The organism is Marinobacter sp. EN3 (genome assembly GCF_000475315.1).
Lineage (GTDB): Bacteria > Pseudomonadota > Gammaproteobacteria > Pseudomonadales > Oleiphilaceae > Marinobacter > Marinobacter nauticus.
The window spans coordinates 282,334-297,539 of the sequence record NZ_AXCC01000063.1 but is presented as its reverse complement, the minus strand read 5'-3'; the positions used below and the strand labels follow the sequence as shown (position 1 = coordinate 297,539).

General features: G+C 59.3%; 13 protein-coding genes. 10 read left to right on the top strand and 3 right to left on the bottom strand.

The window, feature by feature from the left end; genetic code table 11:
* Nucleotides 1-16: 16 nt before the first annotated feature.
* Nucleotides 17-2,689: an EAL domain-containing protein gene (locus tag Q675_RS35155; protein WP_011783801.1), complete on the top strand. Its 2,673-nt coding sequence runs from the start codon at nt 17-19 to the stop codon at nt 2,687-2,689.
* A gap of 25 nt (nt 2,690-2,714) precedes the next feature.
* Here Q675_RS35155 and Q675_RS35150 read toward each other — a convergent pair whose 3' ends face one another.
* Nucleotides 2,715-3,326 (bottom strand): hypothetical protein, encoded by a 612-nt coding sequence (locus tag Q675_RS35150; RefSeq protein ID WP_023012003.1) that lies wholly within the window; start codon nt 3,324-3,326, stop codon nt 2,715-2,717.
* Nucleotides 3,327-3,468: 142 nt separating this feature from the next.
* Nucleotides 3,469-4,956 carry an amidase gene (locus Q675_RS35145; protein ID WP_023012002.1) on the bottom strand — a complete coding sequence of 496 codons (1,488 nt, stop codon included), beginning with the start codon at nt 4,954-4,956 and terminating at the stop codon, nt 3,469-3,471.
* Between the two features lie 97 nt (nt 4,957-5,053).
* Between Q675_RS35145 and Q675_RS35140 the strand changes: the two genes are divergently transcribed.
* Complete coding sequence (locus tag Q675_RS35140) at nt 5,054-5,821, top strand: sulfite exporter TauE/SafE family protein (protein WP_023012001.1); 768 nt, start codon at nt 5,054-5,056, stop codon at nt 5,819-5,821.
* Here the strand turns inward: Q675_RS35140 and Q675_RS35135 are convergent.
* Entirely contained in the window at nt 5,818-8,172 is a 2,355-nt protein-coding gene (locus Q675_RS35135; RefSeq protein ID WP_036193719.1) for a diguanylate cyclase domain-containing protein, read from the bottom strand. The two genes, Q675_RS35140 and Q675_RS35135, sit on opposite strands and share 4 nt — an antisense overlap.
* Nucleotides 8,173-8,349: 177 nt before the next feature.
* Between Q675_RS35135 and Q675_RS35130 the strand changes: the two genes are divergently transcribed.
* From Q675_RS35130 to Q675_RS35095, 8 genes are all read left to right on the top strand, one after another.
* Nucleotides 8,350-9,147, top strand: coding sequence for a MotA/TolQ/ExbB proton channel family protein (locus tag Q675_RS35130; RefSeq protein WP_011783765.1), 798 nt, complete (start codon nt 8,350-8,352; stop codon nt 9,145-9,147).
* Complete coding sequence (locus Q675_RS35125; protein WP_011783764.1) at nt 9,134-9,529, top strand: ExbD/TolR family protein; 396 nt, start codon at nt 9,134-9,136, stop codon at nt 9,527-9,529. Before Q675_RS35130 ends, Q675_RS35125 begins: the two co-directional genes overlap by 14 nt.
* Nucleotides 9,526-9,936: an ExbD/TolR family protein gene (locus Q675_RS35120; protein WP_011783763.1), complete on the top strand. Its 411-nt coding sequence runs from the start codon at nt 9,526-9,528 to the stop codon at nt 9,934-9,936. Before Q675_RS35125 ends, Q675_RS35120 begins: the two co-directional genes overlap by 4 nt.
* Nucleotides 9,933-10,688: a TonB family protein gene (locus tag Q675_RS35115; protein WP_023011999.1), complete on the top strand. Its 756-nt coding sequence runs from the start codon at nt 9,933-9,935 to the stop codon at nt 10,686-10,688. The genes Q675_RS35120 and Q675_RS35115 overlap by 4 nt, the downstream gene beginning before the upstream one ends.
* 316 nt (nt 10,689-11,004) lie before the next feature.
* Nucleotides 11,005-11,853 carry a formate/nitrite transporter family protein gene (locus tag Q675_RS35110; RefSeq protein ID WP_014420158.1) on the top strand — a complete coding sequence of 283 codons (849 nt, stop codon included), beginning with the start codon at nt 11,005-11,007 and terminating at the stop codon, nt 11,851-11,853.
* Nucleotides 11,854-11,912: 59 nt separating this feature from the next.
* Entirely contained in the window at nt 11,913-13,652 is a 1,740-nt protein-coding gene (locus Q675_RS35105) for a bifunctional protein-serine/threonine kinase/phosphatase (RefSeq protein WP_023011998.1), read from the top strand.
* Between the two features lie 207 nt (nt 13,653-13,859).
* Complete coding sequence (locus Q675_RS35100; RefSeq protein ID WP_011783759.1) at nt 13,860-14,378, top strand: Hcp family type VI secretion system effector; 519 nt, start codon at nt 13,860-13,862, stop codon at nt 14,376-14,378.
* A gap of 165 nt (nt 14,379-14,543) precedes the next feature.
* Nucleotides 14,544-15,206, top strand: coding sequence for a hypothetical protein (locus Q675_RS35095; RefSeq protein ID WP_011783758.1), 663 nt, complete (start codon nt 14,544-14,546; stop codon nt 15,204-15,206).

The window sequence follows — 15,206 nt, the reverse complement described above, 5'->3', positions numbered from 1 at the left end:
TAAGGAGAGCGGTAACATGGCAAGGATACTTATTGTTGATGATCATGAACCCAACCGGGAGCTGGTTGCTTCCCTGGCGGGCTATCTGGGCCACGAGATTCTGGAAGCACCGGACGGCGAAAAAGCCCTGGCCGTCGTCCGGCGACACCGCCCGGACCTGGTGATCTGCGATCTGTTGATGCCAGTGATGGATGGCTATGAATTTGTGCGTCAGGTACGACAGGATCCGCGCATTGCCGACACCGAAATCATGTTCTACACCGCCAACTATCGTGAAGATGAGGCACGCACACTGGCCAGCCAGTTGGGAGTTCACCGAATCATCTTCAAACCCTGTGTTCCCGAGGACGTGCTCGAAGCCATAGAAAGCGCACTTCGCCCGATAGATTCTCCGCCAGAGCCCACTCAGGCGGTGGATGAAAACCGCTTCGACGCCGAGCATACCCGAGTCCTGACCGACACCCTGTCCCGCAAAAGCGATGAACTGGAAAAGGCGAATCGACGGCTCGCCGCCCTCACCGAAATCAATCTTCAGCTTTCGGGAATGCGCGATGCCGGTCGTATGCTGGAGACGATCTGTCGCGATGCCCGCGCCCTGGTAGGCGCCAGCTATGGCATTCTGTGTGTCAACGAGAGCCACAACGGCGACCAGCAGATTCGGCTTTTCCTCAGTGGCTTCAGTCCCGAACTGAAACAACAACTCGCCTGCCCGGGAATCAATGACGGGGTTCCCGGTGCCGTGTTGCGGGACAGACTCTCGAAAAGACTCCATGCCGGGGGCCATCAGGCGCTGAAAATCGGTCTGCCAGAAGGCTATCCACCCGTTCAATCCTGCGTGGTTTCGCCCATCATGTCGGCGACGGAGGTTTACGGCTGGGTCTGCCTGATCAATCGCCTGGACGACGAGCCATTCAGTGAGGAAGACGAATGGCTCTGCAGCTCTCACGCAGCCATGGCTGGCCGGGTTTATGAGAACCGCAGCCTGTATCTGCAACTGGAGAGCCGGGCCCGCAAGCTGCAACTGTATGACCGGGCAATCGAAGAAAGCAGCAACGGCATTGTGATCTGTCTGGCCGATAAAACACGGGATAACCCGGTCATCTACGCCAACCGCGCCTTCAGCATCATGACCGGTTACAGCCACGACGAGATCATCGGTCTGAGCCCCCGCTTCCTGCTGGCCAACGATCTGGCCCAGCCGGGACTGGAAAGGCTGCGCAACTGCATGCGCCATGGCGGCTCTGCCCGAGCCATCCTCAGAAACTACCGGAAAGACGGCAGTCTGTTCTGGAATGAAGTAGCGCTTGCCGCAGTCCATAACGAACACGGCGAGATTGCGCATTTCATCAGCGTTTTCAATGATGTGACAGATCGGAAACGGTATGAGGCGGCGCTGGAGTATCAGGCCAATCACGATGACCTGACCGGGCTGCCAAACCGTAACCTGCTTCGGGACCGGCTGGAACATGCCATTACCAAGGCGACACGCGAGCACACCAAGCTCGCCGTGCTGCTGCTGGATCTGGACCAGTTCAAACGCGTGAATGACGGTCTGGGCCACAAAATCGGCGATACCCTGATTCAACGGGTTGCCTCCCGAATGAGTCAGTGTGTTCGTGACAGCGACACGGTGGCCCGCCTCGGGGGCGATGAATTCATGATTCTCAGTACCGATATCCGCGATGAGCGGGCGGCGGCCACCCTTGCGCAGAAGCTGCTTCGGCAGTTCCGACAGAAGGTAGCCATTAACGGCCATGAAATCATCGCCTCCGCCAGCATCGGCATCGCCATGTTTCCGAAGGATGGCGATAACGGCGATGAATTATTCCGGAATGCCGATACCGCCATGTACCGGGCGAAGGACGTCGGCAGAAATGGCTTTCAGTTCTATTCTGCGGAGATGAATAACCGCATGCGGGAGCGGCTCTATCTGGAACAGTCGCTCCGCAATGCCATTGGCCTGCATCAACTGTCACTCTGGTATCAGCCGAAACTGGATCTTGCCAGTGGCTCGGTCAAAAGCGCAGAAGCCCTGATTCGATGGCGCCACCCCCAATTGGGCATGATTTCTCCCGGGGACTTTATTCCCATTGCCGAAGAAACCGGTTTAATACTGCCCATCGGCGCCTGGGTGATTGAAGAAGCCTCTCGCCAGCTCGCCAAATGGCGTGATCAGGAGAACCAGGACATTCGGGTTGCCATCAACATCTCGGCCTATCAACTCAGTCATGGCAAACTCACGGATCAGGTTATCCAGGCCCTGGACAGCCTGGGACTGGATCCGCAGTCACTGACCATTGAGGTGACCGAAACCGCCATCATGCCCCAGATGGACAAGGCCGTTTGCGAGCTTCAGTCACTCAGGGAAATGGGCATTCGCGTCGCTCTCGATGATTTCGGCACCGGCTACTCAAGCCTGACTTACCTGAAACGTTTTCCGATCGATATCCTGAAAATTGACCGGAGTTTCGTCTCCGACATCGCCGATGACGAGGAAAGCGGGGCCATCGTCAAAACCATCATCAACCTGGCCCACAACCTCAACATGACCGTGGTGGCGGAAGGTGTGGAAACAGAGGCGCAACTGGAATTTCTGAGGACAAACGGATGCGACGAGGTACAGGGTTACTATTTCTGCAAACCCCTGCCGTCGGAAGAGTGCCTCGAGTTCCTGCGCTGCCGGCGTTAGCAGGGCCGGAACTCAAAGCTGGTGGTTAATGAAGCGAGCGCATCTGCCTCGGATAGAGGGCCGCACTGACTTCCGGCTCTTCCAGCAGGTCTGCCAGTTCCCGATCCACGTCGGTTTCCTCGCCCTCATCCGGCAGCGGCTCGAACAGAGTGCTCAGCCAGGAAGCCACGGACGGCGCGTTGTCTCGATCGTAGTCGGTAGACAGCGCCTTGATCCGGCGGAAGCCGATAATGCGTTGGTGGCGCGGGTCGCGGATCTGCTCGAAACCCCGCCAGTAGATGCGATCACGGGTGTGAAGTTGGACGAACAGGGTATCGATGGGGCCATTATCGTCATCCCGGGCGTCGTCATCAGTCGACGCCTGCTCAGGCTCGGGCTGGCCTTCGGCCGGTTTGCGGCGGATGGTGGTCCAGGCCGGATAGAGCACCGCGACCGCGTCGGCCTCCACATGTTCCCTGGCTGCTCTCAGAATAAGCCCCCAGCGAGCCTTGTCGGCATCAGTCTCCAGTGAGTTGATGGGAAGGTCGTAGCTCTGATCACTGGACAGGACGATCGCCATCATGGGGGCGTCCAGTTCCCCCATGGCTTCAGCCTGCGCTACGGATACCAGATCGTCGATTGCCATCGATTGGTTCATAAGATGCTCGCCTCCTCGATGCCATCAGGGTGGTCAGGAACCGGTGTCCCTGACTAACAGCATAGCCTGTTCCACATGGAAAGATAAACGTGGAGTTGGTCACCGCGGATCACAACCCCCGGAGAAGGTTTTTTCTTCGACCTCAGAAAGCATCCTCAAGTCGCTCGTAGTTGCTGAACCACGGATTGGCCTCTTCCAGTTGAGCAGCAACCTGCAGCAGGCGGTCTTCACCACCGTGGGCCGCTCCGAACTGCACACCCACCGGCAGTCCGTCACGGGTCCAGTAAAGGGGTACCGACATCGCCGGCGTTCCCGTCAGGTTGGCCAGTTGGGTGAACGGTGTCCTGGCCAGGCTTTCCAGGGCCATCTGGTCTACCTGTCCACTTCTGTGCACCAACTTTCCGGCTTTCAGGCCCAGCATCAGCCGCGCCACCAGCTTCAGGTGAGCAGGTGTATCCATTTGTCCGATCCGGGCCGGTAACTGGCCAGTGGTGGGACACAGATAAAGATCAAAACGATCGAAATAGGCCCCGAGGGCCCGGGCGAAATCGTTCCACTGCTGGCGCAGGCGAACATAGTCTGGCAGCGGCATGGTGCGCCCGAGCATACCCAGCAGCCGGGTTTCCAGCTCAAAATCCCGATCGGTGGCGCCGAATTCGGTTTTCGCGCGTTCCACAAGCGCGGATACCTCACCGAAATACAACGCCAGGTAGCAGCGGGCCAGGGCGAGTCCATCAAACTCCGGGCGGGCATACTCTACATCGTGGCCCAGGGATTCCAGCAGGCGTGCCGTTTCTTCAACTGCGGCGACGCATTCCGGCGCCACCTCGGTGTCATAGGGTGACGAGGTAAATACGCCGATTTTGAGGCGGCCCGGTGACTGCTGCATCAGGTCCGCCCAGGGGGCCGATGGCTGTGGAATGGTAAACGGATCGCCACTGGCCGGACCGGACAGCACATCCAGCATCGCGGCGCTATCCCGGACCGTCCGGGAAACCACATGATCGGTAGAAGCTCCGGTCCAGGCCTCGCCAGCGTATGGGCCAACCGAAATCCGGCCCCGGGACGGTTTCAGCCCGAACAAGCCATTGTAGGCGGCCGGAATACGAATGGAGCCGCCGCCATCGTTGGCACCCGCCATGGGCACAATGCCAGCCGCGACCGCAGCACCAGAACCGCCGCTGGAGCCACCCGGCGTGCGCTCGGTATCCCAGGGGTTACGGCTGGGGCCCCACAACGCCGATTCGGTCACGGCCTTGAGGCCGAATTCCGGGGTTGCCGTGCGACCAAGAAAAACCAGCCCGGCCTCCCGGGCACGGCGCACAAACTGGGAATCCCGCGTAGCGACGTTCTTCAGCAGAGCCCGGCTGCCGAATGTACAGGGATGCCCGGCCTGCTCCTGTGCCAGATCCTTGAGCAACAAGGGCACCCCGGCGAAGGGGCCCTCTGCAGGGAAATCCTGATCCATGGCCTCCGCAAACTGGGGGTGGCAGATGGCATTCAGGCGCGGGTTCACGGCGCTGGCACGGTCGATAGCGGCCTCGGTCACTTCCCGGGAGGTGACTTCACCCCGGCGAATTAGATCGGCCAGCGCCGTGGCATCGTAACGGAGATATTCGGACGGTTTCATTGGCAACCCTGCTTGTTGTTCTTCGGCGAAAGTCCCCTGGACATTCCCGTTATAAACCGGAAACTCAGGAGCTTACGCCAATACCAGAGTGAGTTCCATGAGCCTGATCGTGTTTCCGGAAGCCCTGAGCACAAGCGTGATTGTGTTCCTGCTGATGGCTTCAGCGGTTACCTCCATGATCACCGCCACCTTGGGCGCCGGCGGCGGTGTCCTGCTGCTGGTACTGATGGCATCCTGGCTGCCACCGGCGGCGATCATTCCGGTGCACGGCATGATCCAGCTCGGTTCCAACAGTGGCCGGGCCATACTGACCCGGCATCATATCGACTGGAAGGTGATCGCCGCCTTCGCCCCGGGCGTGCTGGCAGGGGCCGGACTGGGTGCCTGGTTGCTGGTCGATCTGCCGGCTCATCTGTGGCAACTGAGCATTGCCCTGTTCGTGCTTTACCTGTGCTGGGGCCCCGGGTTGCCCAAGGCCTCTTTTGGCCCGTTCGGCGTGTTTATCGCTTCTGCCATTACCAGTTTCGTGAGTCTGTTCGTGGGCGCTACCGGCCCCCTGGTGGCGGCGTTTATCAAGCAGATTCACACCGACCGCTTCCGCACCGTCGCCACCTTTGGCACCGCCATGACCCTGCAGCACGCCCCCAAGGCCCTGGTATTCGGCGTGGCCGGTTTTGTGTTTTCGGAGTGGCTGCTCTTTATTCTGGCCATGATCGCCTGCGGCTTTGCCGGCACCTGGCTTGGATTACACCTGCTTAAATCCATCAATAACCGGTGGTTCCACACCGCCTTCAACCTGGTACTTACCTTGCTGGCGTTCCGCTTGCTCTGGCAGGCAGCGCGCTCTGCCGGCTGGCTTGGCTAAGGCCGGTCGCCTTCGTCCGGCAGTGCAATCGATACTACGCAGTTCCGGCCCCGTGATTTGGCGATGTAGCAGCCTTCATCAGCCCGTGCCATCACCTCTTTCGGGCCGTTGTCGTGGGCTGAAACCGGCGTCAGGCCAATGCAGACGGTGACGCCAAACTGGCGACCGTCGTGTTCGATCTTCAACGCCTGCACCTTTGCCCGGATGCTTTCAGCCAGGGTTTCGGCACGCGCCATACCACAGGCTGGCAACAGAATGGCGAACTCATCACCGCCAAGTCGGGCTACCGTATCCGACTGACGCACGGCCTGTTTGAACACCTCCGCCAGCCGCTTCAGCAGATCATCGCCAACCAGGTGACCACCTTCATCGTTGACTGGCTTGAAGTGGTCCAGGTCGATCATCATCAGTACCGCAGGCACCGGTTGCCCGGGCGCATCCGCCAGCGCCTTGAGCAATGAGGCGGTGAACGCCCGCCGATTCAGCAACTGGGTCAGTGCATCGTGGGTGGCCTCCCAGGATAATCGTTTTTCTTCCCGCCTGCGTTCACTGTCGTCCCTGAGTACAAACACCAGCCGTTCCTGCCACTCGCCCCGTCGCAGATGCAGCATGGTCAGATCGATGTCGTAGATCCGTCCAGCCAGGTTTTCGAGGGTCACGTAGCGGTTGTCGATTTCATCTCCGGCCAGAAAGGTTTCATACAGCAGTTCTTCATTGTCATGACGGATGGTGACGGATTCGAAGAAGTTATGGCCAACACAGTCATCGTCCAACGCCAGAAAACTGCAGGCAGCGCCATTGGCGTAGCGGATAGCGCCTTCGGTATCCACCATCAGCACCCCTTCCTGAAGCACATCGAGAATCGAATCCGCCCGTTGCTGTTCCTCACGAATGGCCCGTTCAAAGCGCATTTCCTGAGTCACATCCCGGACGGCGGTGATGGTACCAATGGCCTGGTCCGGCAGGTCGATCACCGAGGTAATGACATCCACCCAGACATGACCGGGCAGACGATGGGTTAGCAACCTCAGCCGGCTCCTGAAAAAACTGCGGCGCACCAGAACATTGCGCCATCCTTTCATGGCCTTTTCCCGATCCTCGCTGGCAACGGTTTCAACCAGGTAGCGATGGCGGAGCCAGTCCTCGGGGCGCCCCACAATATCCAGAAACGCCGGGTTCACGAACTCTATACGGCCCAGGATATCCGTGTGTACGATGCCGATAGGTGCATTACTGGTGAGGGACCGGAAGAAGGCCTCGCGTTCGGCCAGTGACCGGAAAATCTCATCCCGTTCCTGCCGCACCTGGTTGAAGACTTTGGCAACGTTGCGGATCTCCGACCCGCCCACCTCGGAAACAGGCTCCTCCCGCTCACCAGTGTGCCGCTGATATATCTGAACCCCGAGATTACGCAACGGCGCCAACAGCCGGTAAAAGATCCAGAAAGCCAGGGGCGCCAGTATTGATACTACCGCCAGCAACGCCCAGCTGAAGCCACCGGTCATCCTCAGTGCCGGAGCAAAGGCCTCACGCTCGGGCCAGACCGCGGCCACAAACCATGGTACCAGCGCCATTTGCGCATAGCCGGTTATGGTCCCGGTTTTCCGGCCCGGATGATCGTGGGATGTGCCCTCGAAACCGGACATCGCCTGCAGTAAAGAGGGGGACGATTTGCTTACGGGCACCATCACCTCTCCCGACAGACCATCAGCAAGCACGATGCCGTTTTGCGTTATCAGGCGCAGATAGCCGGTCTGGCCCACCCGGACACTGGCAAATTCACTCATGAAATTATCGCCCTGCAGCAGAATCAGCCCGCCGATCATGCCGATGAAACGCTGGTTTGCATCGAACAGGGGCGCAGCGATCATGACGCCGGGCTGCTCATCGATAGCCGTGTTGTAAGGAGCGCTGATAATGGGGGACATCCGGCTGACCAGATCGGTGAAGTACGGGCGCTGCGAGGCATTAAAGCCGGGTACGTAATACGCTGCCGGAGAGGCTGCCAGCAACCGACCCTCGGCGTCGAGAATAAAGGTGGCATCGAATAACTGGAGCAGGGCATCCTGATTACGCAGCAGGACCCGGGCCCGGTTTTCCAGCACGATCTCGGTGGAGGGAAAGCCTTTGGCCACCAATGTCAGCACATCCAGCCTTTCCGACAGTTTCAGATCCAGTTCCCGGGCAACCATTCCGGCAATGGTTTCCACCTGGTCATGGGCCATCTCCTCCAGCTCGGCCCGACTAAGCAACCAACCGATTGCCGCAATGACAACAGCGGATGCCGCCACAAAAACCACCACCAGGGCGACGGCACGGTTCACCAGGCTGCCGAACCATTTTCTGACCAAATTAATCACTCCCGCTGCTCAGGCTCTCAGGCTCTGGGCGCCCATCACGAACACCAGATAGTTGCAAACGTCACCGAAAGTCTAACAAAGGCGGGCGGATACGTCAGATCGAGACTTGAAATTCTACTGATAATCGTTATTATTTAGGTCTATTTTCGTCTCGCCGGGAATATCTGTATGGATTCCATTACTGCCACTTCCGCATCGCTGTTCGACCACGGGCCACTCGGCCAACTGGTCGAAATGGGCGGTCCAGTCATGATCGTTCTGATCGCCATAGCCGCCATTGGCGTGATCACGTTTTTCTACCTGATGTTGTTCGGAACCTTCTACGCCCCACGATTTACCCGGAAGTTGCGCTACCTGGTTCAGCAATGGCAGGCATCCCCGGCCCAGACTTCCCCGGAAAAGATCAGAGCCGACGCTGGCTTGCTCGGGCGCACCAATCCACTGATGCATCTGCTGGTCAACACCATGACAGCCAGCAAGTGCAATCCTAATATCAATGCTGTAAGGGAAACCGCCGTAAGGGATGCGCAAGCGGCGCTGGAACCTTTCGAGGCACCGCTAAAAATCATCGAAGTGATTGCCGCCCTGGCCCCCTTGCTGGGCCTTCTGGGTACCGTAATGGGCATGATGGAAGCATTCAGCGCGATGGCGGCGACCGATGGTCGCGCCAACGCCAGCCAGCTGTCCGGTGGTATCTATGAGGCGTTGACCACAACGGCCGCAGGCCTGGTAGTGGCCATTCCTTTTGCGGCGCTGGCGGCCTGGATTGAGTTCCGTCTGCGCCGGATCCACAAGACCATCAACAGTGCCCTTGTCAGCGTCTTCAACGTGTTGCCTGGCGACGAAACGGCCACAGCGGCAGACGTGGCCACACCGGCAGCCGAGCCCCGCCCTGAGAGGGCAGCAGAGGCGGACCGGAGTTATTCGGTCGGCGATAATCAGCGGCTGGCACATGCAGCTGGTTGACCCCCGGCCAAACCGCCCGATCCCCATCCGGATAACACCACTGATCGATGTGGTGTTCATCCTGTTGGTGTTCTTTATGCTAACCACCCGGTTGTTACCGTTAGATTATCTGGAACTGGCGAACAATACCGGCCAGCAGAGCAGTGCCACAGGCGACCCCCTGCCAGAGCTCAGGGTCAATGCCAATGGCACGGTACGCTGGAAGAAGAAAGACTTCGACCTGGCGCAGCTACTGTCGACGCTGAACGCTGAAGGGGTAAGCGAAGCCAATCTCGCCACTACGCCCGATACCAGCCTGGCCCATTTCACCCGGACCCTCAGTGCGCTGGATAACGCCGGCATTGAACCTCACTGGAAGCGTACAAACACGCCTGACTCATGACAGACCTGGTTCCACCTCCATCAACCTCCGGCAAGGGCCTTCTGGAACGTGTTGAAGATGCGTTGCTGCCCTTGATCAATCTGGTGTTTCTGCTGCTGATGTTTTTCATTGTAGCGGGACAACTCACCAACGAACCGCTGCCAGAACTGCCTGGTACCGAGCAGAGCCCGGAACAGCAGGCACCCGAGGCCGACATGATGGTTCAGGCCGATGGCCAATGGCAGGTCGAAGGCAAGCAACAGACCCGCGAGAGTCTGCTTGCCGCGCTTCCGGCTCCGGATGAGAACGTACCCTTGAAGATTGCGGCGGATCAAAGCCTGACCATGACCGAGCTGGAGGACTTGCTCAGGATTCTGGAAGAGGGCGGTTATTCGGAAGTTCTGCTGCTCACGGAGCCTGCCACATGACAACAGCAGGTCGGCTACCCAAGGCCCTGTTCCTGATCATCGCCATGATCGCAACCGCCCTTGCAGCAATCCTGGCCACGCCCGAGGAAATCCTGGAGATGCCGGTTCTGGGCGACAGTGCCGTGAATACCGCCCCCGCAATCAAGATCAATCTCGCCGGCAGGAAATCGGTAGAGCCAAAGCCGGAGGTCGCGCCGGAACCCGAACCGGCTCCAGAGCCAGAACCGCAGCCCAAGCCAGAACCCAAACCAGAGCCCAAACCAGAGCCAAAGCCGGAACCGAAACCTGAACCCGTGCCAGAACCAGAACCTGAGCCAATACCAGAACCTGCCCCCACACCGCAGGAACCAGAATCCAGCACCACCGAGGTCGTGGCAGAAAGTTCCGAACAACCTCAGGGCGAAGAAGCGGACAGTAACACCAACCAAAGCGCGGTGCCTTTGCAGAATGCCGGTCAGTCATCACAGGTAGACAGCTACCTGAGCAAGCTCAGCCGGCACCTGGCACGCTATTACGAGTATCCTCGCCGTGCCCGCCGGCTGGGCCAGGAGGGTACGCCGGTGATTGTCTTCGAATTCCGGCGTGATGGCTCGCTGGTGGAACACTCACTGCGCGACAGCTCCGGGCACCCACTGCTGGACGATGCCGCTCTGGCCATGCTGGCGCAGGCGGCGCCACTTCCAGCCGTGCCGGACTCCATGCGCGGCAAGTCCTTTACCTACGCTCTGCCAGTCCGTTTTAATCTGCGCTGATTCACCCGCCGCCAGGCACCAAGGAAAGGCAGGGCGCACTCTGCCGGTGCGCTGGCCAGCAATGCAGGCACCAAACTGCAACCGACGCCCCCACTCAACCTGTTGATTCTTAAATCAAACCCTGAAAGCTCTCAACACTGGCACACTCTCTGCTCAGACATCCTCAGCAGATAGTCTGTTCATCTTCATTCAGGCTGCCCGCGCACATTCTGTTCAGACGACGGCGTCTACTCATTCCTGCCCCTACCGGGCAGGCAATGAGGGCGCCGTTTTTTGTTGGCTCCAAATAACCAGAAAGCGATCAGGGGAACACACTATGTCTTACATCATGCCTTCGGAGTTCGTCACCAAGATGGTGGACGCCGGTGAATCAAAAATATACATGGCCACCCGGGATGTCCTCATCCGAGCCTTTATGGCCGGGGCGATCCTGGCACTGGCGGCGGTATTCGCCATTACCGTCGGCGTACAGACCGGCAGCCCGCTGGTCGGCGCACTGCTGTTTCCGGTCGGGTTCTGCATGCTTTATCTGATGGGATTCGACCTGCTCACCGGGGTGTTCATGCTGACCCCGCTGGCCCTTCTCGACCGGCGCCCCGGGGTGGATACCCGCGGCATCCTTCGAAACTGGGGCTGGGTGTTCCTGGGCAACTTCGGCGGTGCCCTGACGGTTGCCACCATCATGGCCTTTGTCTTCACTTACGGTTTCAACACGGAAGCCGGGGTGGTGGGCGACAAGATTGCCTCTATCGGCAAGGCCCGTACCCTGGGTTATGCCGAACATGGTGTGGCTGGCTGGTTCACCATCTTCCTGCGGGGCGTGCTATGCAACTGGATGGTATCCATGGGCGTGGTCGGAGCGATGATCTCCACCACGGTCCAGGGCAAGGTACTGGCCATGTGGATGCCGATCATGCTGTTCTTTTACATGGGCTTCGAGCATTCCATCGTCAACATGTTCCTGTTCCCGTTTGCCCTGATGATGGGTGGCGAGTTCGGTATCATGGACTACTTCATCTGGAACGAGATCCCCACCGTTCTGGGCAACCTGGTGGGCGGCCTGTCCTTCACTGGCCTGACGCTTTACGCCACCCACGTTCGTACCGCACCCAAGCGCACTCTGGCAACAGACTACCGCGAACCCGTCAGCGCCCGCAGCGCCTGATTACCACCAAGGCCCCGCCGGTGCCGCACACACCGGCGGGCTGTCACTGGCTCACATCCATGCCCAGCCCCCATAAGCTCACCATTGAATCCGGACACTTCAGTAGTGCCGGCCGAAAACCGGTCAACCAGGATTTCCACGGCCTGCTGATACCCGACAATCATCAGCGCCACAGCAAAGGCATTGCGGCGGTGATCGCCGATGGCATCAGCTCCAGCAATGTCAGCCAGGTAGCCAGTGAAGCGGCCGTGGCCGGCTTCCTGAGCGACTACTACTCGACCCCCGAGAGCTGGTCGGTGAAACAATCGGCCGAACGGGTAGTTCGGGCGACCAATGCCTGGCTACACGCCCAGACCCGGCAAAGCCGATATCGCTACGATCAGGACCGGGGCTACGTCTGCACCTTCAGTGCGCTGGTGCTGAAATCCGCAACGGCGCACCTGTTTCATGTGGGAGACGCCCGTATCTACCGCCTTCAGGGCAACACTCTGGAACAACTCACGACCGACCACCGGGTCTGGTTGTCAGCCGAGGAAAGCTGCCTGAACCGAGCCCTGGGGCTGAGCCAGCAACTAGACATTGAGTATCGCAGGGTCGCCCTGCACCAGAACGACGTGTTTCTGATGACGACCGATGGTGTATACGAACAACTGTCTGCAGGGGATATCACCAGATGCCTTGCAGACTGCGGGGACAATCTGGATCACGCTGCCCGGGCATTGGCCAACCTCGCACTGGAGCGGGGAAGTGAGGATAACCTGACGGTTCAGGTGCTGCGGGTAACGCGATTGCCTTGCCGGGTACAAGATACCAGCGCCCAGGAGGCCTACCGGGAACTGCCCTTCGCACCCGAGCCCACACCCGGTGAGGTGCTGGATGGTTACCGAATCATCAGGGCCCTGCATATCAGCAGCCGAAGCCACGTTTACCTGGCCAGGGATGAGAGGTCCGGGAAGCAAGTCGCAATTAAGTTCCCGGCGATGGAGTTGCGGCAGTATCCGGATGAGCTGGAGCGATTTGTCACCGAACGCTGGATTGCCCAGCGCGTGCAGAGCCCCCATGTGGTTGCCATCTTTGCCCCGGAGCGCCCGCAAAGTTGCCTGTATCTGGCTACTGACTATGTGGAAGGTTGTAACTTGCGGCAATGGATACTTGATCATCCGCAGCCAGACCTGGAAACCGTGCGACAACTGGCCGAACAGATTGCCCGGGGACTCAGGGCCTTTCACCGGCTGGAAATGGTGCATCAGGATCTGAAACCGGAAAATGTCCTGATCACACCCGATGGCCGGGCCATGCTGGTCGATTTCGGAGCTACCCGGGTCGCCGGTCTTGAAGAAGCCGGCAAACCTGCCACTGACTATCCGGTTGGCGCAGCCCTCTACTCGGCTCCGGAACTGTTTCTCGGCGAACCCGGCAGCTGGCAGTCGGACCAGTACGCCCTGGGCGTGATTATCTATCAACTATTAACCGGGCGCCTGCCCTACCATACCGATGTACCCCGCATCCGCACTCGCAAACAACTACAGGCTCTGACATACCGGCCCGCCAGGGCCTGGCGTGAAGACCTGCCGCCGTGGCTGGATGCCACCCTGGCCCGGGCTACCCATCCGGAGCCCCATCGCCGCTACCCGGCGCTATCAGAACTGCTCTACGAACTCCGACACCCCGGGCAGGACTGGCGTGCCCGACACCATCCACCTCTCATGGTGCGGCATCCGGTGCGTTTCTGGCAAGGCGTCTCGGCCCTGCTTCTGCTGGCACTATTAACTTCCCTGGCCGGAGGCTCCTGGATCTGAGCTCCGGGCCATTTTTTGCCCGGCCAGCAAAAGCTCGCCCGCCCGCCAAGCAATGCCTTGCCCGAAGACACTCAGAAAGCTCCCGAAAATCACGTAACATGATGTTTTATAACAATATTCAATAACTGGCACGGTGATTGTTATCTGATATGCCGTCCAGGGAACATCCTTGGGACACTCACTCACAACATTGTCATGGAGCAGACTATGCCAACTCCTTGTTATATCAGCATCGAAGGCCAAACTCAGGGTAACATCACCGCTGGCGCGTTCACTTCCGATTCCGTAGGCAACATCTACGTTGAAGGTCACGAAGACGAAGTGCTGGTTCAGGAATTCAGCCACGTTGTTACCGTTCCGACTGATCCCCAGTCCGGCCAGCCTTCCGGTCAGCGCGTTCACAAACCGTTCAAGTTCACTGCAGCGCTGAACAAAGCCACTCCGCTGATGTACAACGCCCTGGCTTCCGGCGAAATGCTGCCGAAGGTAGAGCTGAAGTGGTACCGCACTTCCGTAGAAGGCAAGCAGGAGCACTTCTTCTCCACCATCCTGGAAGATGCCACCATCATCAACATCGATTGCAACATGCCCCACTGCCAGGATCCGGCCAAGGCCGAGTTCACCCAACTGGTAGAAGTATCCCTGGCCTACCGTAAGGTTACCTGGGAGCACGCGGTTGCCGGTACTTCCGGTGCTGACGACTGGCGTTCTCCGGTCGAAGCCTGATCCCTCAGGTTCGATCGCAGGAAAACGGCTGGCCCTCGGGCCGGCCGTTTTTGTTTTCACCAGCAAATTACTGGAAAATAGCTGCCTGACATTCGAGATCAAGCGCCACCGGTACATTTTGTGACCCCCACTCAATCGCAAACAGCAAGGCAGATTGGCACCCTCATGTGCCAGACCACCCGGGACATTCTCTGGACGCCGGCTGAAGGCTGGGTTCAGCAGGCAAATCCGGGCGCCGGGCTGGCATTGCGGGTCGGCTCGGGCCAGGCCACCTACCACCGCTTTGATCCTCGCAAGAAACAGCACCTGATTACCTACGGAGCCCGGATGATCGCCGCCAAGCATCAACCGGCCACCGCCCAGGGCTGGCTATCAACCCGGGAGATCCGTGGCCGGGGTTATTTCGGGGGCGAGGTAACTGTGCTGAACCTGCTGGCGCATACCTGCTGCCATGAGTTTGCCCATTTGCTACAGCACAGTGCCGGGCAACGGCATTACGGCTCCGTTCACAACCGGCATTTCTATGAGGCCCTGGACGATCTGCATCATAGCGGTGCAGCCGACGCTACCCGACGGCACCTGTCCGGGCTGGCCAGCGACTGCGGGATAGAGCTAGCCAGTACACCCTTTGAATTTCCGAGTCCCGCTGCGGAGTACCGGCGCTGGCAGGTGGGGGATTCGGTGGTGTTCGGCGATGGCCGGCGCGAGAAGCGAGGCCAGGTGGTACGCGTTAACCGCAAGACCTGCACGGTGACTGTCAGCCAGCATGCCCGGATCCTTCGCTATCGGGTACCATTGTCGCTGCTTAGGCGGGCGGCCGCGGCCTGA